The 21,663-nt window shown below is 74.5% G+C and carries 18 protein-coding genes and 1 riboswitch; of the genes, 13 read left to right on the forward strand and 5 right to left on the reverse strand.

Translation table 11 applies throughout. From position 1 onward, the window contains the following. The 9 genes from IEY96_RS15085 to thiC form a co-directional block, all read left to right on the forward strand. Positions 1–1,619, forward strand: a 1,619-nt coding sequence (locus IEY96_RS15085) for an ABC-F family ATP-binding cassette domain-containing protein (RefSeq protein WP_189195433.1), incomplete at its 5' end; no start/stop codon positions are given. 21 nt (positions 1,620–1,640) lie between these two features. Next, positions 1,641–2,603 (forward strand): aldo/keto reductase, encoded by a 963-nt coding sequence (locus IEY96_RS15090; RefSeq protein WP_189195434.1) that lies wholly within the window; start codon positions 1,641–1,643, stop codon positions 2,601–2,603. A gap of 186 nt (positions 2,604–2,789) precedes the next feature. Continuing rightward, positions 2,790–2,900: riboswitch (TPP riboswitch) on the forward strand. Beyond that, positions 2,895–3,521 (forward strand): thiamine phosphate synthase, encoded by a 627-nt coding sequence (locus IEY96_RS15095; RefSeq protein WP_189195435.1) that lies wholly within the window; start codon positions 2,895–2,897, stop codon positions 3,519–3,521. (Overlaps the previous riboswitch by 6 nt.) Beyond that, positions 3,515–4,603, forward strand: a complete 1,089-nt coding sequence (gene thiO, locus IEY96_RS15100; RefSeq protein ID WP_189195436.1) for a glycine oxidase ThiO — start codon at positions 3,515–3,517, stop codon at positions 4,601–4,603. Before IEY96_RS15095 ends, thiO begins: the two co-directional genes overlap by 7 nt. Then, positions 4,594–4,794, forward strand: coding sequence for a sulfur carrier protein ThiS (thiS, locus tag IEY96_RS15105; RefSeq protein WP_189195437.1), 201 nt, complete (start codon positions 4,594–4,596; stop codon positions 4,792–4,794). The genes thiO and thiS overlap by 10 nt, the downstream gene beginning before the upstream one ends. Next, positions 4,791–5,570 (forward strand): thiazole synthase, encoded by a 780-nt coding sequence (locus IEY96_RS15110; RefSeq protein ID WP_189195438.1) that lies wholly within the window; start codon positions 4,791–4,793, stop codon positions 5,568–5,570. The genes thiS and IEY96_RS15110 overlap by 4 nt, the downstream gene beginning before the upstream one ends. A gap of 107 nt (positions 5,571–5,677) precedes the next feature. Beyond that, the gene (locus tag IEY96_RS15115) at positions 5,678–6,334 is read left to right on the forward strand and encodes a thiamine phosphate synthase (protein WP_373293573.1); all 657 of its coding nucleotides are present in this window, start codon (positions 5,678–5,680) and stop codon (positions 6,332–6,334) included. After that, positions 6,331–7,119 (forward strand): bifunctional hydroxymethylpyrimidine kinase/phosphomethylpyrimidine kinase, encoded by a 789-nt coding sequence (gene thiD, locus IEY96_RS15120; protein WP_189195439.1) that lies wholly within the window; start codon positions 6,331–6,333, stop codon positions 7,117–7,119. Before IEY96_RS15115 ends, thiD begins: the two co-directional genes overlap by 4 nt. 17 nt (positions 7,120–7,136) lie before the next feature. Then, a complete protein-coding gene (gene thiC / locus IEY96_RS15125) occupies positions 7,137–8,729 on the forward strand; it encodes a phosphomethylpyrimidine synthase ThiC (RefSeq protein ID WP_189195440.1) in 1,593 nt (530 codons plus the stop codon). Positions 8,730–8,774: 45 nt separating this feature from the next. Here thiC and IEY96_RS15130 read toward each other — a convergent pair whose 3' ends face one another. The 4 genes from IEY96_RS15130 to IEY96_RS15145 form a co-directional block, all read right to left on the reverse strand. Continuing rightward, positions 8,775–12,149: a hypothetical protein gene (locus tag IEY96_RS15130; protein WP_189195441.1), complete on the reverse strand. Its 3,375-nt coding sequence runs from the start codon at positions 12,147–12,149 to the stop codon at positions 8,775–8,777. Between the two features lie 75 nt (positions 12,150–12,224). Then, a complete protein-coding gene (locus IEY96_RS15135) occupies positions 12,225–12,533 on the reverse strand; it encodes a cupin domain-containing protein (RefSeq protein ID WP_189195442.1) in 309 nt (102 codons plus the stop codon). Continuing rightward, positions 12,530–13,480: an LLM class F420-dependent oxidoreductase gene (locus IEY96_RS15140; RefSeq protein ID WP_189195443.1), complete on the reverse strand. Its 951-nt coding sequence runs from the start codon at positions 13,478–13,480 to the stop codon at positions 12,530–12,532. Before IEY96_RS15140 ends, IEY96_RS15135 begins: the two co-directional genes overlap by 4 nt. A gap of 2 nt (positions 13,481–13,482) precedes the next feature. Continuing rightward, on the reverse strand, positions 13,483–14,268 hold the full coding sequence (locus IEY96_RS15145) for an ABC transporter ATP-binding protein (protein WP_189195444.1): 786 nt from the start codon (positions 14,266–14,268) through the stop codon (positions 13,483–13,485). A gap of 287 nt (positions 14,269–14,555) precedes the next feature. Between IEY96_RS15145 and IEY96_RS15150 the strand changes: the two genes are divergently transcribed. Next, entirely contained in the window at positions 14,556–15,587 is a 1,032-nt protein-coding gene (locus IEY96_RS15150; RefSeq protein ID WP_189195445.1) for an ABC transporter substrate-binding protein, read from the forward strand. A gap of 100 nt (positions 15,588–15,687) precedes the next feature. Next, entirely contained in the window at positions 15,688–16,536 is an 849-nt protein-coding gene (locus IEY96_RS15155) for an ABC transporter permease (protein WP_373293575.1), read from the forward strand. 52 nt (positions 16,537–16,588) lie between these two features. Here IEY96_RS15155 and IEY96_RS15160 read toward each other — a convergent pair whose 3' ends face one another. Then, positions 16,589–17,770, reverse strand: a complete 1,182-nt coding sequence (locus IEY96_RS15160) for an ABC transporter substrate-binding protein (protein ID WP_189195447.1) — start codon at positions 17,768–17,770, stop codon at positions 16,589–16,591. Between the two features lie 447 nt (positions 17,771–18,217). On the opposite strand from IEY96_RS15160, the gene IEY96_RS15165 reads away from it, so the two are divergent. Further along, positions 18,218–21,253 carry a sensor histidine kinase gene (locus IEY96_RS15165; protein ID WP_189195448.1) on the forward strand — a complete coding sequence of 1,012 codons (3,036 nt, stop codon included), beginning with the start codon at positions 18,218–18,220 and terminating at the stop codon, positions 21,251–21,253. Next, positions 21,250–21,657: a roadblock/LC7 domain-containing protein gene (locus IEY96_RS15170; RefSeq protein ID WP_091262735.1), complete on the forward strand. Its 408-nt coding sequence runs from the start codon at positions 21,250–21,252 to the stop codon at positions 21,655–21,657. The genes IEY96_RS15165 and IEY96_RS15170 overlap by 4 nt, the downstream gene beginning before the upstream one ends. The last annotated feature ends 6 nt before the right edge of the window (positions 21,658–21,663 follow it).

Genomic DNA, 21,663 nt, shown 5'->3' on the forward strand with positions numbered 1-21,663 from the left:
CCGAGGTCTCGTTCCGGGTCGGTGAGGGCGCCAAGGTGGCGCTCGTCGGCCCCAACGGCGCCGGCAAGACCACGCTGCTGCGCATGGTCGCCGGAGACCTGCCGGTGAAGACCGGCGTGGTCGCCCGCTCCGGCGGGCTCGGCGTCATGCGCCAGTTCATCGGAATGATCGGGGACGAGTCGACGCTCGCCGACCTGGCGCTGTCGCTCGCCCCGCCGGCGCTGCGCGACGCCGGCCACCGCCTGGCCGAGACCGAGGCGGCCATGCGGGCGGCCGAGGTCCGCGGCAAGTACAGCAGCGCCGCCGGCAAGGCCCAGCTCGCGTACGCCGATGCGCTGGCCGCCTGGGGCGAGGTCGGCGGGTACGACGCCGAGGTGCTCTTCGACACGGTCGCCACCATCGTCCTCGACCTGCCCTGGGACGCCGCCCGGGAACGCCCCGTGCGGACGCTGTCCGGCGGCCAGCAGAAGCGGTTCGCGCTGGAACTGCTGCTCCGCGGCCCGGACGAGGTGCTCCTCCTCGACGAGCCGGACAACTTCCTCGACGTGCCCGGCAAGCGCTGGCTGGAGGCCCGGCTGCGCGAGTCCGGCAAGTCCGTGCTCTACGTCTCGCACGACCGGGAGCTGCTGGCCCAGACCGCCGACCGGGTGGTCGCCGTGGAGGGCGGCAGCGCCTGGGTGCACCCGGGCGGCTTCGCCAGCTGGCACGAGGCCCGGGTGGCCCGGCACGCCCGCCTCGACGAGCTGCGCCGCCGCTGGGACGAGGAACACCAGAAGCTGCGCGAGCTGGTGCTCATGTACAAGCAGAAGGCCGCGTACAACGACGGGATGGCCTCCCGCTACCAGGCCGCGCAGACCCGGTTGCGCAAGTTCGAGGAGGCCGGGCCGCCGCCCGTACCCCCGAAGGACCAGGACATCCGGATGCGCCTGACCGGCGGACGGACCGGCAAGCGCGCGGTGATCGCCGAGCAGCTCGAACTGGACGGCCTGACCTACCCGTTCGACCTGGAACTCTGGTACGGCGACCGGGTGGCGGTGCTCGGCGCGAACGGCACGGGGAAGTCGCACTTCCTGCGCCTGCTCGCCCGCGGCGGCACCGACCCCGACCCGGCCAACACCCCCGTCGACGGCGCGGCGGCGCTCGCTCCCGTCACGCACGACGGCCACGTACGCCTCGGCGCCCGGGTGCGACCCGGCCACTTCTCGCAGACCCACGACCGGCCCGAGCTGATGGCCAAGACGCTGGTCGAGATCCTGTGGCGGGGCGACGAGCACCGGGCCGGCATGGACCGGCACGCGGCCATGGCGGCGCTGTCCCGCTACGAACTGGCCGGGCAGGGCGACCAGCGTTTCGGCACCCTCTCCGGCGGCCAGCAGGCGCGCTTCCTCGTGCTGCTGCTGGAGCTGTCCGGGGCCACCCTGCTGCTGCTCGACGAGCCGACCGACAACCTCGACCTGGCCTCCGCCGAGGCCCTCGAAGCGGGGCTGGCCGCGTTCGCGGGGACGGTCGTCGCGGTCACCCACGACCGGTGGTTCACCCGCTCCTTCGACCGGTTCGTGCTGTTCCGCGGCGACGGCGAGGTGGTGGAGACCCCGGAGCCGGTCTGGGACGTGCGATGAGCGCCTGGCCGGCGGCATAGAGTGGATCTCGTGACTGAGATGACCTACCGCCGGCTGGGCGACTCCGGGCTCGTGGTGTCCGTGGTCGGCATCGGCTGCAACAACTTCGGCCGCAAGCTCGACCTCGACGGCACCCGTGCGGTGGTGGACGCCGCGCTCGACGCCGGCATCAACTTCTTCGACACCGCCGACATCTACGGCGAGCCGCAGGGCGGCTCCGAGGAACTGCTCGGGCAGGCGCTCAAGGGCCGCCGGGACGACGTGGTGGTCGCCACCAAGTTCGGCATGGACATGCACGGCCTCAACGGGCCGGACCACGGCGCCCGGGGCGCCCGCCGCTACATCGCCCGGGCCGTCGAGGCGTCGCTGCGCCGGCTCGACACCGACCACATCGACCTCTACCAGATGCACGAGCCCGACCCGGGCACCCCGATCGACGAGACCCTCGCCGCGCTGGACGACCTGGTGACCGCCGGCAAGGTCCGCTACCTCGGCAACTCGAACTTCGCCGGCTGGCAGATCGCCGACGCCGACTGGACCGCCTCCTCCCAGGGCCGCACCCGCTTCATCTCCGCGCAGAACCACTACTCGCTGCTGGAGCGGAGCGTGGAGGCCGAGGTGATCCCGGCCTGCGAGCGGTTCGGCCTGGGCATGCTGCCGTTCTTCCCCCTCGCCAACGGCCTGCTCACCGGCAAGTACAAGCGGAACGAGGCCCCGCCCGCCGGCAGCCGGCTCTCCGGCGGCGGCCGGTACGCCGAGCGCCTCGCCGCCGCGGACTGGGACACCATCGAGGCGATCGAGGCGTACGCGGCCGAGCGCGGGGTCAGCATGCTCCAGGTGGCCATCGGCGGGCTCGCCGCCCGGCCAGCGGTGACCTCGGTGATCGCCGGCGCCACCACGCCCGAGCAGGTACGCGCCAACGCCGAGGCGGGCACCTGGCAGCCCACCGACGAGGACCTCGACGCCCTCGACGCCCTCCTCTGACCCACCTTCCGCTGCCCCGGCGCCTCCCTCCGGCGCCGGGGCAGCGCGCTGTCCGTCCCATGTGTCCGCGGGACGAGGCGTGTTCAGAAGATCACCGGCTGTCTTCATCCTCCATCCGGGACGGTCGGTGGGAAATTCCCCACCCGCCCCTTGGCGGATCCGCGCGCACGTCGTACGGTAGGCCCGCAAGTGACCCACGGGAGCCCGGTGCCACCGGGCTGAGAGGGGGGCTGGAAGCCCCCGACCGTCGAACCTGATCCGGGTAATGCCGGCGCAGGGAGGAGAGTTGCCGTGCCGTCCCTGGGACGACTGCATCTGATCACCGACACCCGGCCGGGGCGGGACCCCCTCGCCGTGCTGCGCGCCGCCCTGCCGGTGGCCCGCGCCGAACTCGTCGTCCAGGTCCGGGTGGAGGACGACGCCACCGACCGGGAGGCGTACGAGCTGGCCCGCCAGGTGGTCGGGCTGTGCCGGCCGTACGGGGCGACGTGCCTGGTCAACGATCGGCTGCACGTGGCGCTGGCGGTGGAGGCCGCCGGCGGCCACGTCGGCGCGGAGGACCTGCCCGTGGCGGCGGCCCGCCGGGTGCTCGGTGCCGGCGCCGTGCTCGGCGCGACCGCCCGGGAGCCGGGCGGCGCCGTCGCGGCGGTCGCCGCCGGGGCCAGTTACCTGGGCGTGGGCCCCTGCCACGTCACCACCACCAAGGCCGGCCTGCCCGACCCGATCGGCCCCGCGGGGGTACGCGTCGTGGCCGGCGCGGTGGACGTGCCGGTGATCGCCATCGGCGGGGTGACCGCCGCGTCGGTGCCGGCGCTGCGGGCCGCGGGGGCGTACGGGGTGGCGGTGGTGGGGGCGCTGTCCGGCAGCCCCGATCCCGCCCGTGCGACGGCCGAGCTGATCGAGGCCCTGACGTGCTGACCCGACCGGACGTCGCCATCGTGGGGGCGGGACCGGTCGGGCTGGCGATTGCGTGGCGGTGCGCGTCCCGTGGGCTGCGCGTGACCGTGCACGACCCGGCACCCGGCTCCGGGGCCTCGCACGTCGCCGCCGGCATGCTCTCCCCGGTGGCCGAGGCGTACTTCGGTGAGCACGAGCTGACCGGGCTGCTCGCCGAGTCCGCCGCCCGCTGGCCCCGCTTCGCCGCCGACCTGGCCGAGGCGGCCGGCGTCGACGTCGGGTACCGCGCCGACGGCACCCTGGTGGTCGGGCTCACCGCCGACGACCTGGCCGAGGCGCGGCGGCTCTGGTCGTACCAGCAGGGGTTGGGACTGCCGATCACGCCGCTGCGCCCCTCGGAGCTGCGCGACCGCGAGCCGGCGCTGGCCCCGCGGGTGCGCGGCGGCGCGGTCGCCCCCGGCGACCACCAGGTCGACCCGCGCCGGCTGGTGGCCGCGCTGCGGGTGGCGGCCGAGCGGGCCGGCGCGGTGCTGCGCCCGGCCCGGGTGGGCGCGCTGTCCGAGGTGGACGCCCGGGTCACCGTGGTCGCGGCCGGCTGCGGCGCCGCCGCGCTGACCGGGCTGCCGGTCCGTCCGGTCAAGGGCCAGGTGCTGCGGCTCCGGGCGCCCGGCCGCGGCGCGCCGGACTTCCGGCACGTGATCCGGGGGTACGCCGACGGCGAGTCGATCTACCTGGTGCCCCGGGACAGCGGGGAGGTGGTGGTCGGGGCGACCGTCGAGGAGCGCGCCGACACCGAGGTGACCGCCGGCGCGGTGCTGCGGCTGCTCCGCGCCGCCGTCGACCTGGTGCCGGAGCTGGCCGAGTACGAGCTGGTCGAGGCGACCGCCGGGCTGCGCCCCGGCACGCCGGACAACGCGCCGGTCATCGGGCCGCTGCCCGGTCGGCCCGGCGTGCTCGTGGCCACCGGGCACCACCGGCACGGCATCGTGCTCACCCCGGTCACCGCCGACCTGGTCACCGAGCTGATCGTCACCGGCGAGCCGGACCCGCTGCTCGCCCCCTTCACCCCGGACCGGTTCGGGAAGGAGCCCAGGTGGAACTGATCGTCAACGGCGCGGGACGGGACCTGCCGAGCGGCTCGACCGTCGCGGACGTGGTCCGCGCGGTCACCGCCCAGGAGCGCGGCCTGGCGGTCGCCGTGAACGGCGAGGTGGTGCCGCGGGGCGGCTGGTCGGCGGCCGTGCTGCGCGACGGCGACCGGGTCGAGGTGCTCAGCGCCGCCCAGGGCGGGTGAGCCGGGTGTCCTTCGAGATCGGTGGGGTGGGCTTCGGCTCCCGGCTCATCCTCGGCACCGGCGGCGCGGCCAACCTGCACGTGCTGGAGCAGGCGATCCGCGCCTCCGGCACCGAGCTGGTGACCCTCGCGCTGCGCCGGGTGGACACCGCGCCCGGCGCGGCCGGCGGCCTGCTCGACCTGCTGGACCGGTGCGGCGTACGGCTGCTGCCGAACACGGCCGGCTGCTACACGGCGTCCGAGGCCGTGAAGGTGGCGCGGCTGGCCCGGGAGGCGTTCGACACCGACTGGGTGAAGCTGGAGGTGATCGGCGACGAGCGCACGCTGCTGCCCGACGGGGTGGAACTGCTGCGCGCCGCCGAGGAACTGGTGGCCGACGGGTTCACGGTGCTGCCGTACACCTCGGACGATCCCGTCCTGGCCCGCCGGCTCGCCGACGTGGGCTGCGCGGCCGTGATGCCGGCGGGCGCGCCCATCGGCTCCGGGTTGGGGGTGAGCAACCCGCACCACATCCGGCTGATCCGGCAGGGCGTGGACGTGCCGGTGATCCTCGACGCCGGGATCGGCACCGCGTCCGACGCGGCGCTCGCCATGGAGCTGGGCTGCGACGCCGTGCTGCTGGCCAGCGCGGTGACCCGGGCCGCCGACCCGGTGGCGATGGCCACCGCCATGCGGCACGCCGTCGAGGCAGGGCGGCTGGCGTACGGGGCGGGCCGGATCGCCCGCCGCTTCCACGCCCTCGCCTCCACCCCGGACGAGGGAAGGCCGGACCTGTGAGGGCCGGCTCCCCGGTCGACCTCAGCGCCGGGATCGCGGTCCGGTCCGCAGATCTTGGCGGGGAGCGGCCCCTTGAGGGGCCGGAATCTTCCAGGATCTCGGGCGATGTGGTGCCGTCGGGCGTGGTGCTGCTCACCGACCGCTGGCAGGCGCGGTGGCCCCTGGTCGAGGTCGTCGAGGCGGCCGTGGTTGGGGGAGTGCGCTGGGTGGTGCTGCGGGAGAAGGACCTGTCCCGGGCCGAGCGGGCCGCCCTGGCCGCCGAGCTGCGCGCCATCCTCACCGCCGCCGCCGGCGGCAGGCTGATCGTGGCCGGCCCGGACCCGCTCGACGGCGACGCCGTCCACCTGCCCGCCGCCGGCCCGTACCCGCCGCCGGCCGCCGGACTGGTGGGCCGCTCCTGCCACGACGCCACCGAGCTGGGCCGGCTCACCACCGAGGACTACGTGACGCTGTCGCCGGTCTTCCCCACGAGGACCAAACCCGGCTACGGCCCACCCCTGCACCCCGCCGGGCTCCGCGAGCTGATCGCGGCCAGCCCGGTCCCGGTGCTCGCACTCGGCGGCATCGAGACCCCGGACCAGGTGCGGGAGTGCATGGTGGCCGGTGCCGCCGGGGTGGCCGTGCTCGGCGCGCTCATGCGTGCCGACGACCCCACCGAGGTCGCCGCCGCGCTCACCGGAGCGGCTGGTCGGGCCGGTCACGGGGCGGCCCGACCAGCCCGATCCCGGCCGCAGCCCCCACCGCAACCAAGGGAAGCAACATGACCCCGAGGACGACACTCACGATCGCCGGATCAGACTCCGGCGGCGGCGCCGGCATCCAGGCCGACCTCAAGGTCTTCGCCGCCCTCGGGGCGTACGGCACCAGCGTGATCACCGCCGTCACCGCGCAGAACACCCGCGGCGTGGACGCCGTCCTGCCGCTGCCCCCGCAGACCGTGCGCGACCAGCTCGACTGCGTGCTCGGCGACTTCGACGTGCGCGCCGTGAAGACCGGCATGCTCGGCACCCCGGCGGTCGCCGACGCGGTGGCCGAGGCGGCGCGCGCCGGCCGCCTGCCCCACCTGGTCGTCGACCCGGTGCTGGTCGCCACCAGCGGGCACCGGCTCGGCGTGGTGACGGCGGTCGAGCGGCTGCTCCCGTACGCCGAGGTAGCGACGCCGAACTGCGCGGAGGCCGCGGCCCTCACCGGGCACCCGGTGACCACGGTCGAGGAGATGGTCGCGGCGGCCGAGGCGCTGGCGGCCGGCGGCCCCGCGCACGTGGTGGTGACCGGCGGCGACGTGGACGCGGCCGGCGAGTCGGTGGACGTGCTGGCCGGCGGCGGCGCGACCACGCTGCTGCGCGCGCCCCGCGTGCCGACCCGGCACAACCACGGCACCGGCTGCTCGTTCTCGGCGGCGATCACCGTCCGGCTGGCGGCCGGCGACCCGGTGCCGGTCGCGGTGGCCTCCGCCAAGGAGTACGTGACCCGCGCGCTGACCGGCGCCCGGGACTGGGAGCTGGGCGCGGGACGCGGCCCGCTGGACCACTTCGGCTGGTCCGCTTGAGCGACAGGGAGGCTGTCATGCACGCACGTCGCAAGGTCTACGTCGAGGGGTCACGCCCGGACATCCGGGTGCCGTTCGCCGAGGTGGAGTTGACCGGGGACAACCCGCCGGTCCGGCTCTACGACACCGCCGGCCCCGGCTCGGACCCGGAGGTGGGGCTGCCGCCGCTGCGCGGTCCGTGGATCGCCGAGCGCGGGGACGTCGCTCCGGTGCGGGGCGCCGGCACGCCGCTGGCCGGCACCGAGGGCAGGCGGCCGACGCAGCTCGCGTACGCCCGGGCCGGGATCGTCACGCCGGAGATGGAGTTCGTGGCGATCCGGGAGGGAGTCGCGCCGGAGTTCGTCCGGGACGAGATCGCGGCCGGGCGGGCGGTGCTGCCGCTCAACGTCAACCACCCGGAGTGCGAGCCGGCGATCATCGGCAAGGCCTTCCTCGTCAAGGTGAACGCCAACATCGGCACCTCGGCGGTGACCTCCTCGGTCGCCGAGGAGGTGGAGAAGCTGACCTGGGCCACCCGGTGGGGTGCGGACACCGTCATGGACCTGTCCACCGGCAAGCGGATCCACGAGACCCGCGAGGCGATCGTGCGGAACTCGCCGGTGCCGATCGGCACCGTGCCGATCTACCAGGCGCTGGAGAAGGTCGGCGGCGACCCGGTGAAGCTCACCTGGGAGGTGTTCCGCGAGACGGTGGTCGAGCAGGCCGAGCAGGGCGTCGACTACATGACGGTGCACGCCGGGGTGCTGCTGCCGTACGTGCCGCTGGCCGTGGACCGGGTCACCGGGATCGTCTCCCGCGGTGGCTCGATCATGGCGGCCTGGTGCCTGGCGCACCACGAGGAGAACTTCCTCTACACCCATTTCGAGGAGCTGTGCGCGCTGCTCGCGAGGTACGACGTGACGTTCTCGCTCGGCGACGGGCTGCGGCCGGGGTCGATCGCCGACGCCAACGACGCGGCGCAGTTCGCCGAGCTGCGCACCCTGGGTGAGCTCACGAAGGTCGCCTGGGCGCACGACGTGCAGGTGATGATCGAGGGCCCCGGGCATGTGCCGATGCACAAGATCAAGGAGAACGTGGACCTCCAGCAGGAGGTGTGCCACGAGGCCCCGTTCTACACGCTCGGGCCGCTGACCACCGACATCGCGCCCGCGTACGACCACATCACCTCGGCCATCGGCGCCGCGATGATCGGCATGTTCGGCACCGCGATGCTCTGCTACGTCACCCCGAAGGAGCACCTCGGGCTGCCCGACCGGGACGACGTGAAGGCGGGCGTGATCGCCTACAAGATCGCGGCGCACGCTGCCGACCTGGCCAAGGGGCACCCGGGGGCGCAGGCGTGGGACGACGCGCTCTCCAAGGCGCGGTTCGAGTTCCGCTGGGAGGACCAGTTCAACCTGGCGCTGGACCCGGAGACCGCCCGGGCGTACCACGACGCGACGCTGCCGGCCGAGCCCGCGAAGACCGCCCACTTCTGCTCGATGTGCGGCCCGAAGTTCTGCTCCATGAAGATCACCCAGGAGCTGAAGGAGTACGCGGCGCGCGGCATGCAGGACAAGTCGGCGGAGTTCGTGGCCGGGGGCTCCCGGGTGTACCTGCCGCTGGCCTGAGCGCCGCCGGGGGCCGGGCCGCTGGTCGACCCGGCCCCCGCACGCTCAGTCGCGGTGGTGCCGGCCGGTACGCAGGGACCGGGTGTCGTCCGCGTTGTCGTCCGAGGCGAGGCCGGCGACCCAGTCGACGTACTCCTCGTCCTGCCGCGCGAGCGGCTCGGACTCGCGGTCGGCCTCGCCCGGCTCGCCGCCCTTGCCGCGGTTACGCCGGAACAGGCCGCGCCGGGCCTTGGACTTCCCGCCGGCGGCCTCGGGGGCCGCGCCGGCCCCGGACACGTCGGCGTGCCGGCCGCCGGAGGCGGTCTCGGCGGCCGGACCGTCCCAGGCGGGGAGGACCGGGCCGGTCGTCTCCGGGACGGTACCGGTGTGGCCGGCGGCCTGCGGGCCGGTGGTCTCCGAAGCGGGACTGGCGTGGCCGGTGGCCTGCGGGCCGGTGGTCTCCGGGGCCCGGTCGGTGGGCGGCGGGGTGGCCGGGCCGGCGGGGCGGGCGTTGGCGAGGGCGTCCCAGCCGGTGCTCCGGCCCAGGTCGGGCAGGGCCCGGTGCCGGGGGCACGGCGCCGGCTCGGGCCGGGTGGCGTGGGAGGTCCCGGTGCCGTCGGTTCCGGTGCCGGCGGGGTCAGCGTCCCGGCCGGCGCCCGGGCTGCCGGGTTCGGCCGACCCGGTGCCGCCGCGCGGGGTGACCGGCCAGTTCGTGGCGGGGGCGACCGGCCAGGCCGGCCGGACGTTGCCGGGGGTTTCGTCCTCGAAGATCGGGACCCGCGGCCGGGGCGACGCCGGGGGCTCGGGCAGTTCGGCCGGTGCCGGCTCCGGGGTGAAGAAGAAGTTCCGCCGCTCGCCGGCGGTCGGGGTGCTGCCGCCGGCCGGATCGCCCGCCGGTGCCGGGGTGCCCTGGTCCGGCGCTTCGGGTCGGTCCGTGGCCCGGGTGTCGCCTCGGTCCGTGGCCCGGGTATCGCCCGTCGGCTCGGCGGTCGACGGGGTGTGGGTGGTGGCGGCCGGCGTGCTTCCGGTCAGCTCGAAGGTGCTGGCCGGCTCAGCGGTGCTGCCCGCTGTGGTGGTCGTGGTCGGCTCGGCGGCGTTGTCCGGTGTGGTGGCCGGCGCGGCGGCGTTGCCCGGTGTGGTGGTGGCGGTGGTGGTCGGCTCGGCGGGGGCTTGGTTCGTGGCGGTCCGGCTGGTGCGCGGCTTTCGGGTGCGCTTGGCGCGGCCGACCGGAGCCGGTTCGGCCGGCGCGGACCCGGCGGCCTCGGCCGCGCCCTCCGCCGGGGTCGTGCCGTCCGCCGGTCGGACCGCCGAAGGCGCCGCCTGCCTCGCTGCCCGGGCGTCCGCCGGGGTCGTGCCCTCCGCCGGTCGGGCCGTCGAGAGCGTGTCATCGAGCGCCCGAGCCGTCGGGGGCGCGTCGTTCCTCACTGCCGGGGCGTCCGCCGGGGTCGTGCCGTCCGCCGGTCGGGCCGTCGAGGGTGCGTCGTCGAGCGCCCGGGCCGTCGAGGACACGTCGTTCCTCGCCGCCGGGGTGCCCGCCGCGGTCGTGCCGTCCGCCCGTCGGGCCGTCGAGGACAGGCCGTCCGCCGCACGCGCTGTCGGGGGCGCCTCGTCCGCCGGCCGGGGTGCGGGCGTGGGGGCGCCGGCCCGGCTCCGCCGCGATCGCGTCGCCCGCGCCGGGGCCACCTCGGTTGCCGGCTCGGCGGGGACCGGCCCCGGCACGTCGCGTGCGGCCGCCGGGTCCGGCGCGTCCGTCCGGTCCCGGGCGACGGACGCGGCTTCGGTCCGGTTGGCCGCCCTCGTGCTCCCGCCGGACGAGACCGCCGGGCGCGCCGGCTTCTCCGACGGTGCGGGTGATGTGGCCGGGTCCGGCTTCGCCGACGGTGCGGGCGGCGTGACCGGGTCCGGGTCGGCCGGCGGGGCCGGGCGGCCGGCGGCGAGCACGTCGATCGCGGAGGTCCGCCGTCCCGGCGGGGGTGATCCGGGCATCTGCAGGTTGCGAACGAGGTCCGCGTCGTCCCGCCCGGTGGCCGGCTCCTCCGGCACGGTGTCACCGAACACCATCGCGGGCTGCGGGCCCGGCGTTGGCCGGTCGGCGCCGGTGTCGTCGGCCGCCCGGGCCGGTCGCGTCGGGTCCGGTTCCGGCTGAGCGGCGGTGGTGTCGTGGGTCGGCCGGTCCGGCCGCGCGACGACCGGACCCTGTTCCGACGGGGTCAGCGGGTCGAACCAGTGGCGCTCCGCGGTCGCCTCGCCGGTCACACCCGGCGCGGCCTCGGCCGGGGCGGACGGGACGTCGCGGTGGGTCGCGGTGACCTCGTCCACCGTGCCGGGACCGGGCTCGGGCACCGGGGTCGGCTCCGTCCGGTCCACCGGAAGCTCGGCGGCGGGGCGGCCGATGGGCCGGCGGGTGAGCCCGGCCGGGGTGAGCCCGCCGGCCTCCGGCCAGTCCCAGTGCGCGGGGCTCGGTGCCCCGGCGGCGCGTACGGTCGCGGGGGCGGCGGAAGCCGGGTCGGCCGGGCCGGTGGTGGCCGGCGACGCCGGCAGGGGCTGGAGGATGTCGGTCGGCTCGATGGCGTCCGGCCCGTCGGCCGTGGTCAGCGGCCGGGGCAGCACCGTGGTGGCGGTCGAGCCGAGGGCGCCGGCGGCGACCGCGATCAGCGCGCCGTAGTAGGGCGCGAGCTGGTAGCGGTCGGCCGCGGTGCCGGGGCCGGCGGTCAGGTAGGCGAAGGCCAGCAGGACCGGGCCGGCCGCCCCGGCCGCGCCGCCCACCAGGGGCAGGTGCCCGGCCCGGCGGGCCAGCGCGCCGACCGCCGCGCCGGCGAGCAGGGCCAGCGTGGGCAGCAGCAGAATGGCCAGGCGCTGGGCCGCGGCGGGGTCGAGCCAGGACGGTTCGAGGACGCCGAGGCGTACGGTGGGCAGCGCGCCGGTGGACGCGACCGACGGTGCGGCGGAAACCAGGGCGAGCAGCCAGACGGCCGCGGCGGTGAGCGCGATGCTCCAGCCGAACGGCGGCTTGAGCAGCACGGCGATCGCGGCACCCGCCCCGACCACCGCGCCGAGGATCGCGCAGATGCCGACCGCCCACACCGGGTCGACGGTGCCGCCCAGCTCGGCGGCGCGGGCCGGCTGCATGCAGAGCGGGGCGACCACGGTCGCGCCCAGCGCGCTGACGCCGGCGATGGAGAGCAGTTCGGTGGTGCCGGCCGGGGAGGCGTCCCGGCGGGCGAGGCGTTCGGTGAGGACGGCTCCGGCGACCGTGGCGACCGCGGCGAACCAGCCGACCCAGGCGAGCTGGGCGGGCCACCGGTTGACCGAGCCGTCGACGAACGCGCCGTCGAGGCGTACGACGCTGAAGCCGTACGCGATGCCGAGCTGGCCGGCCCCGGCCAGCACGCTCACCCCGAGCGCCGTGAGCAGCAGCCTGCCCCACGTCCGAAAGGCCATGTCGGGCACGTTACGGCCCGGTGCACCCGATCGCCACCTTGGCGCCCGTGGCGCGGCGAGTCGGCGCCGGCGTGGCTACTTCAGCTCGACCAGCCGGGCCAGATACGTGGTGTCGCCGACGTTGGTCAGCATGTGCACGGCCCCCGGGTCGCGGTAGACCACCCCGCCGGTCGGCTCGTCCGCGTCGATGGTCGTGCCGTCGATCGTCTGCACCACGTTCTTCGCGCCCTCGATCGCCACCACGAGGTACGGGTGGTCGTGCCGGTGCAGCGGCTGCCGCTCGCCCGGCTCCAGCCGGATGTGCCAGACGCGTACCCGGTCGTTCTCGAAGACGATCTCCTGGCCCACCGGGCCGAGTTCGAGGTCGGCGGAGAGGTCGGTCATCGTGGTCCGTCCAGTTGGGGGAGCACCTCGCCGGCGATGAGCTCCACGTGGTCGAGGTCGTCGAAGTCGATCAGGCGCAGGTGCACCCGGGTGGCCCCGATCGCGGCGAACTCGCCGAGCCGGTCGACGAGCTGGGCGGGGGAGCCGACCACCGGGTCCTCCGGCGGGAGCGCGCTCTTGACGTGCAGCGGCGCGGCCCGGCGCTGTGCCTCCGCGTCGGTACGCCCGATCGCCACCACGATCCCGGCGGAGAGCACGAGCGGCGCCCGCCCCGATCCGGTGCGGCCGGTACGGTCGCACGCATCGCGGACCCGCTCGTACGCGGCGGCCGTCTCGGCGACGGTCTTGAACGGCATGTTGAACTCGTCGGCGTACCGGGCGGCCAGTTCGGGGGTGCGCTTCGGGCCCCGGCCGCCGACGATCACCGGTGGGCCGGGCTGCTGCACCGGCTTGGGCAGCGCGGGCGCGTCGACCAGCCGGTAGTGGTCGCCGGTGAAGCTGTACGTCCCGCCGGGCGGGGTGCGCCACAGCCCGGTGACGATCTCCAGCTGCTCGGCCAGCCGGTCGAACCGCTCGGTGACCGCCGGGAACGGGATGCCGTAGGCGGTGTGCTCGCGTTCGTACCAGCCGGCGCCGATGCCCAGCTCGACCCGGCCGCCGCTCATCTGGTCGACCTGGGCGACCATCACGGCCAGGGGCCCGGGCAGCCGGAAGGTGGCCGAGGTGACCAGCGTGCCGAGCCGGATCCGGGAGGTCTCCCGGGCCAGCGCGGCGAGCGTCAGCCAGGCGTCGGTGGGGCCGGGCAGGCCGGGCTCGTCGCCCATCGACCGGTAGTGGTCGGCCCGGAAGAAGCCCTCGAAGCCGGTCTCCTCGACCAGCCGGGCGAACCGGAGCTGGTCGTCGTAGCTCGCCCCGCGGTGCGGCTCGGTGAAGACGGACACCCGCATGGTCAGAGTCCTCCCGCGACGACGCCACCGGTGGTGTCGCGCTCCATCAGCAGTTCGTGCAGTTCGGCGCTGATCCGGGCGACCTCGGCCAGGTGCGCGTGGCGGCCCAGGGTGCGGGGCCGGGGCACGGCCACCTCGACCACCTCACGGATCCGGCCGGGGCGCGGGCTGAGCACGACGACCCGGTCGGCGAGCAGCACCGCCTCGTCGATCGAGTGGGTGACGAAGACGATGGTCGCCTTCGTCTCCATGTGCACCCGCTGGAGCTCGCCGGAGAGTTCCTCCCGGGTGAGCGCGTCGAGCGCGGAGAAGGGCTCGTCCATGAGCATCACCCGCGGCTCGCCGATCAGCGACCGGCAGAGCGAGACCCGCTGCTGCATGCCACCGGAAAGCTCGTGCGGGAGGCGCTTCTCGAAGCCGCCCAGCCCGGTCATCTCCAGCAGCCCGCGGGCCCGCTCGCGGTGCTTGGCCCGGCTCCAGCCGAAGATCTCCACCGGCAGCAGGACGTTGTCCAGCACCGTGCGCCAGGGCAGCAGCGCGGGCCGCTGGAACAGCATGGCGATGTCCCGGCGGGGCTTCGTGATCGGCGTGCCGGCCACGGTGATCGCGCCCTCGGTGACCGGGAGCAGACCGGCGATCATGCGGAGCAGGGTGGACTTGCCGCAGCCGGAGCGGCCGAGGACGGCGACGAACTCGCCCTCCGCGACGTCGAGGTCGATGCCGCGCAGCGCCTCGACTCGGCCCGAGCGGCCGTCGAAGGTGCGGGACACCCCGGACAGTCGGATCATCTCCCGCCGGCTCCCTTCCAACATTGCGAACGCGAGCCGGGCTAGCGTAGCGGGAGCCGATCCTTATAGCACCGTCCGGGGTGGACGTCAGTCTTCTTTCCGTCAGGCAACTTCGTTTCCGTTCCGCAACCCGGACGCCCGCCTGGCTTCATCGGCCTTCTCGTACGCTGTTGCGCGCGAAGAGTCCCCTCACGACGGTCCCGTCGGCTGTCCCCTCCTGCCGACACCGTCGGACCCACGACCCGACCGGGCGAACATGCCCTGGTCGGAAAGGACATGGTGCACTGATGAGAAGGCTGACCCGTACGGTCGCCGCCGCGGCGCTGGCCACCGCCCTCGCCCTGGTCGGCGGTTGCAGCAGCGACTCGGACAAGTCGGAGAGCGGCAAGAGCGGCAACGGTGCGGCGCTGGAGAAGGTGACCTACCTCACCTCGTTCGGCAACTTCGGCCGTGACTCCTACGCCTGGGTGGCGAAGGAGAAGGGCTTCTTCAAGGAGGCCGGCTTCGACGTCGACATCAAGCCCGGGCAGGGCACCGGCTCGGTCATCCAGACCATCACCGGTGGCCAGGCCGACTTCGGTCCGATCGACCTGACCGGCGGCATCCTTCAGCTCGGCAACGGCCAGGCCAAGGACTTCGTCGCGGTGGCGGCGATCCAGCAGCGCACCATGGCCGCCATCGTCTCGGTCGAGGGCAAGAACATCGCCACCCCGAAGGACCTCGAGGGCAAGAAGCTCGCCGACACCCCCACCTCCGTCGTGCGCAACCTCTTCCCGACGTACGCCCGTCTGGCCGGCATCGACGCCACGAAGGTGACCTGGGTCAACGGTGAGGCGCAGGGCCTGATCGGCATGCTGGGCTCCGGCGCGGTCGACGGCATCGGCCAGTTCGTGGTCGGCCAGCCGACCGTCGAGGCGGTGGCCAAGAAGAAGCCGGTCGTGCTGCCCTACAGCAACGTGATGCAGGACCTCTACGGCAACGTGCTGATCACCTCCAGCAAGATCGCCAAGGAGAAGCCGGAGATGGTCAAGCGCTTCACGACGGCCCTGCTCAAGGGCCTGGAGTACGCGCTGGCCCACCCGGACGAGGCGGGCGAGATCCTGAAGAAGAACGTGCCGGCCGCCAACCCGGCCGCGTCCGCCGCGGAGCTGCAGCTCATGGCCGCGTACGTCCGTTCCAGCAACTCGGGCACCGCGGTCGGCACGCTGGACAGCGGCCGGGTCGCCAAGAGCATCGCGCTGCTCCAGGGCGCGGGTGCGCTCAAGCAGAACCTCACCCCCGACCAGATCATCGACTTCAACCTCGCGCCGAAGGCCTGACCGGTCGGCTCGGGCAACGGGGGTGCGACCCGCCGGGACACCCGGTGGGGCGCACCCCCTTCGCGTGCCGGTCGTCGACCGGCCGAGAGAGGAGGACACGTTGACGCAGTTGACCGGGACCCGGGCCGGGGCACCGGCGCCGGAGGAGCCGGCGGGGCCCGTCGCCGCCCCGCGCCGGCTGGTCGTGCGCCCCGCGGCGGTGGGGCTGCCGGCGCTCGGCCTGGTCATCGCGGTGGCCGCCTGGTGGCTGGTCACCTCGGGGCTGCACCTGGTGCACCCGGCCGCGCTGCCGCCGCCGCGGGCGGTGTGGCGCTCGCTGGTCGGCACCACCGACGTGCTGCTTCCGGCGCTGGGCATCACCACCTGGATGACCCTGCTCGGCTTCCTGCTCTCGTCGCTCGCCGGGGTGCTGATCGGGATGGCGCTGGCCGCCTCCAGCCGGGTGGAGCGGATGTTCGCCCCGCTGCTGGTGGCGGTCAACGCGGTGCCGAAGATCGCTTTCGGTCCGCTGCTGGTGGTCGCGGTGGGCTGGGGGCAGAAGCCCATCCTGACCATGGTGTTCCTGCTCTGCTTCTTCCCGATCGTGCTCTCCACGGCGACCGGGCTGACGACCACTCCCGCGGACCTGGCCGAGCTGGGCCGCTCGCTGAACGCGTCCTGGTGGCAGGCGTTCCGGAAGGTGCGCTTCCCGGCCGCGCTGCCGCAGATCTTCGTCGGGCTGAAGGTGGCCATGCCGCTGGCCGCGATCGGCGCGGTGATCGGGGAGTTCTACTCGGACCGGCCCGGGCTGGGCTACCAGATCCTCCAGTACAACGGCGTCGGTGACACCCCGACGGCGTGGGCGGCGATCGTGCTGGTGGCGGTGATGAGCATCGTGCTCTACTCGGCCCTCAGCCTGGTCGAGCGCCTCGCCCTGCCCTGGGTCCGCGCCACCACCTCGGCGCGCTGAGCGGCCGCTCCCGGCAGGAGACGTCTCCGCTTCCTGCCGGGAGCCGGCCCGACTAGCCGGCCAGCCGCCAGCGGCCGCCGCGGGCGACGAGGGTCGTCAACGCCTGCGGCATGAGGCCGGAGTGGTTGTCCGGGGTCATCCGGATCGGCCCGGAGAGGCCGTCGAGCTGTGCGGTCTCCAGGACGTCGCGCAGGGCGTTCCGGTCCACCTTGCCCGGCTCGCCACCGGCCCGCAGTTCGGCGTCGGCGATGAGCTGGACGGCGTCCGCCGCGAACGAGGAGTAGCCGTTGTAGCCGCCGAACCGGGCGGTGTACTCCTGGAACCACTGCCGGCGGGCGGCCTTGGCCGGGGTGGTGGCGATGACGTCGTCGATCACCATGGTCTGGGTGAAGATCAGCGTGGCCCGCTCGGTGGATCGGGCCGAGGCGCCCAGGAAGAGGTCGCCGGCCGCCGAGGCGTCGAAGAAGAGCGCCCCGTTGTAGCGGCTCTGCCGGGCGGTGGTGGCCGCCAGCGACGCCTGCTCCGGCGGGGTCCAGACGATCAGCGCCTCGGGCTTCTTGTCGACCAGGCTGTCGATCTGGGTGCTGACCTCCGTGTCGGTGGTCCGCACCGACTCGGCGCGAGCCATGCGGATGCCGGCCTTGGTGAACTCGCTGTTCAACGCGGCCAGCCCCTCCTGGCCGTACTTGTCGGCGCTGTGCAGTACGGCCACCTTGCGGATGTTGCGGCGGGTCAGTTCGGTGGTGAGGGCGGCGGCGCTGTCGGCCGTATTCGGCGCCAGCTTGAAGACATAGCGGCGCTCGGCGACCGGTTCCGTGACCTCGCCGGAGGAGGCGAGTGCGACGGTGGGAATACGCTTCTCACCGATGGTGCGGACGGCACCGACCGCACATTCGTTGCAGCCACCCATGATGATGGCGGTTACCCGTGAGTCACTGCTGAAATCGTTGATGTTCCGCAAGGATTCGGCGGCGTCGGAGCGGTTGTCCTTCACCTTGAGTTCGATCTTCCGGCCACCCAGCGCGCCGGAGGAGTTCAACTGCTCGACCTTCAGTTCCAGCGCCCGTTGGTAGACCATGCCGATCGGCGCGGAGGCGCCGGACAGTTCGAGGTCCGCGGCGATCACGATCGGGCTGGTGTCCTGCGGCTCCCCGCCGATCTCGCAGCCGGTGAGGGTGGTGGCCAGCACGGCCGATGCGAGCACCGCGATGCTCGCGGAGCGGATGGGGCTCAACTCAGTCCTCCAGGTGCGGCGTGGGCCAGCGCCCGATCACCGCCGCTCGTCCGTCCTCAGTGGAGGAACGGGATTGGTGTGCCGTACGGTGTGCGCGAAGCCTGCAAAACCTTGCCAATGCCGGGCCCTGTGGTCAAGCGCGGATGTCGGGAGCGGTTTCGGGACGCTCGTCCCACATGTTGGGGACACGGAACGTTAACCGACAATTACTGCGCAGATACGACTGACCACTCTGGAGTTACATGCCCTGTTCAGGGGGCTGGAGAAAAGAAGGTATTAGGTGATCGGATCACGGGTTGAGTCCGCCCCGACCGTTTCCTGCCTCACTGCCGCTTCCCAAACAGGATCTCGTCTGATGAAATCGCGGCCGTGCCGCGCGTGGCGCTGGCCGCTGCACCAGGCACGGGTCGGCGGGTCAAGCGTGGAAGAAACGACGGAGGCGATGTCGTGAGCACCGGATCTACGACCCTGCCCGAGAGCACTGACGTCGATCAGCGGAATCGGCGACGGCGGCTGCCTCGGCTGCGTGACGCGCGGATCCGCTCCAAGCTCGCCCTGATCCTCGTCGTTCCGGTGGCGGCTGTCATGGCACTGGCAACTATCCGACTCGTCTCGGTCGGCGAGGGCGCGTACGAGGCCAACCGGATCCGGTCGCTGACCGCGCTGTCGATCGACGTCTCGGCGCTCACCCAGGACCTGCACAAGGAGCGGATGGCCGCGGCCGCCTTCCTGTACACGTCGAACCAGAAGTCGGACGCCTACAACCTGCGGGTACGCCGCACCGACGAGCGGATCGCGGCCTACCAGGACGAGCGCGGGAAGCTCGGCGACGTGCCGAAATCGGTGCGCGACCGGCTCAAGGTGATCGACGACCACCTGAAAACGCTGAACGGCACCCGCCAGAAGGTGCTGGACCGGCAGCAGATGCCGGTCGCCGAGGCGAGCCTGCGCTACGGCATCATCCTCGACGACCTGGTCGCGTACGGCGACACGCTGGCCCAGCAGCCCGGCGCGGAGAGCCTGGCCGACGCCCGTCGCGCGGTGGCCGCCTTCGCCCACGCCAAGGCTGAGGTCGCCGAGGAGGAGGCGGTCGCCTACACCGCGCTCGCCACGGGCCGGATCGACGACGAGCAGTTCTCCTCGTTCGTGGCCACCCTGACCGGCCAGCAGGAGGCCCTGCTCTCGTTCTCCCGGGCCGCCGAGCCGGACCAGCGGGCCCTGGTGGACCGCACCGTCTCCGGTGACGCCGTGCAGCTCGGCGACCGGGTCGCCACCGACGTCTCCCGCTCCGTCGGGCAGGCCCCGCTGGTCACCGCCGACGAGGCCGCCGCGGCCATCGCCGCGGTCGGCGACCTGATGCGGTGGGCCGAGATCCAGCTCCAGGACGAGCTGCTCGCCGACGCCGACGCGGTGCGTACCGACGTCATCCGGCAGGCCTTCATGGAGAGCCTGCTGGTGCTGCTCACCCTGGCCATCGCCGTGACGCTGGCCGTGGTGCTGGCCCGCTCGCTCAACGACTCGCTGCGCCGGCTGCGCGAGGGCGCCCTGGCGGTGGCGAACCACGACCTGCCCGACGCCGTGAGCCGGCTGCAGAACGTCAACGCCATCGGCGACGGCGGCGTCGACGAGATCGTCCAGCAGGTCCGGGACCCGATCAAGCTGACCAACCGCGACGAGGTCGGCCAGGTGGCCGCGGCCTTCAACGTGGTCCACCGGGAGGCGGTCCGGGTGGCGGCCGAGCAGGCCGCGCTGCGGACCAGCGTCTCGGCGATGTTCCTGAACCTGGCCCGCCGCTCGCAGAGCCTGGTCGACCGGATGATCGGCGAGCTGGACGCGATCGAGCGCGGCGAGGAGGACCCGAAGCGGCTGGCCCAGCTCTTCGAGCTGGACCACCTGGCCACCCGGATGCGCCGCAACGACGAGAACCTGCTGGTGCTGGCCGGGGCCGACTCGGCCGTGCCGCGCCGCGACGACGCGCTCCTGGTCGACGTGCTGCGCGCCGCCCAGTCCGAGGTGGAGCTCTACAACCGGATCGAGTTCGGCACGGTCGACACCGACATCTCGGTCGCCGCCCACGCGGTCAACGACGTGGTCCGCCTGGTCGCCGAGCTGCTCGACAACGCCACCCGGTTCTCGCCGCCGAACACCATCGTGGTGGCCGACGGCCGGCGGATCCGCGACTACGTGCTCATCCAGGTCGAGGACCGTGGCCTCGGCCTCAGCGACGAGCAGCTCGACTCCCTCAACCGCAGGCTGGCGGCCCCGCCCACGGTCGACGTCGCCGCGTTCCGGCTGATGGGTCTGGCCGTGGTGAGCCGGCTCGCCTCCCGCTACGGGATCCGGGTCGAGCTGCGCCGCAACGTGGAGGGCGGCACCGTCGCCCAGGTCACCCTGCCGAACGCCACCGTGGTGCTGCCGGCGAACCGGGGCCAGGCCCCGCTGACCCGCCCGCGCCAGCCGCTCGCCGTCGAGCAGTCCCCGCTCAGCCAGGTCGGTGCCGGCGACGCGCTGGCCGGCGCGGGCCGGGCCGGCACGGCCACCCTGGCCGACCAGTGGCGCAGCACGGCCACCCCGCCGCCCGCCCGCTGGCAGGCGCCCGCCGAGGCGCGGGACACCGCCCCGGCCGTGCAGTTCGGCGGCGTGACCGGCGCACTGCCCAGCGCGCCGCCGGCCGTCCCCGTCGCCTCCGCGCCGCCCGCCCCCGCCCCCGCCCCGGCCGCCCCCGCCCCGGTTCCCGGTGCCGGCTGGTCGGCGGGTGGGCCGACCACCGCGTACCCGGCGCTCGATCCGCTGCCCCAGCGGGCAGCGGCCACGGGGGCGGCGGCCCCCGCGCCGGCCGCCCCGCCGCCGGCGCCGCCGGCCTACCAGCCGGCCGCCGCGGCCCCGGCGGTCCCGGTGGTGGCCCGGCCGGACCGGCCGGCCGAGGCGCCGATCTTCCGGGAGATGGAGGCGGTCTGGTTCCGCTCGCACGGCGAGGACGAGACCACCATCTTCACCCGCCCCCGGTTCGACGAGGAGCCGGCGCAGGCCGCCGCCTCCGCGCAGCCGGCCGGCGCGTCCCCGCCGCCGCCGCTGCCGACCCGCACCCCGGGCGCCCAGGCGGCGGGGCTGACCACACCACCGCCGTACACCCCGCCGGCCGTCCCGACCCCGCCGCCCGCCGCGGCCGTGCCCCCGCCGGCGCCGAAGCCGCCGGCGATCGACCCGGAGGCGTGGCGGACGGCCGCCGACGAGGGCTGGTCGCGGGCCAGCAAGGCCGCGGAGCCCGCCAACGCCGGCACGACCCGTTCCGGCCTGCCCAAGCGGGTGCCGCAGGCCCAGCTCGTGCCCGGTGGCATCGAGCCGAAGGGCAGCCGGGCCAGCACCCGGCGCACCCCGGACGAAGTACGCGGCCTGCTGTCGGCCTACCACCGCGGTGTGCAGCGGGGTCGGACGGCCGGCGCGGACCTGAACAGCACCTCGACCAAGGAGACGAACCGATGAACAGGCCAGCGGCCATGCAGGACATGGGTTGGCTGCTCACCAACTTCGCCGACAGCGTGGCGGGCATCGCCCACGTGGTGGCGGTGTCCGCGGACGGGCTGCTGCTCGCCTCCTCCCGCGACCTGCCGGGGGATCGGGCCGACCAGCTCGCCGCGATCACCTCCGGCGTGGTGAGCCTGACCGAGGGTGCCGCCCGGATGTTCAGCGCCGGCGGAGTGCTCCAGACCGTCATCGAGATGGACAGTGGATATCTCTTCCTCATGTCCATCAGCGACGGCTCGTCGATGGCCGTGCTGGCCGCGCGGAGCTGCGACGTCGGCCAGGTGGGCTACGAGATGGCACTGCTGGTGGAACGGGTCGGCCAGGCGCTGGTTCCGCTGCCCAGGGACGCCGTCCGGCCCTGACCGGCC

This window comes from Micromonospora fulviviridis (genome assembly GCF_014648395.1).
GTDB classification, from domain to species: Bacteria; Actinomycetota; Actinomycetes; order Mycobacteriales; family Micromonosporaceae; genus Micromonospora; species Micromonospora fulviviridis.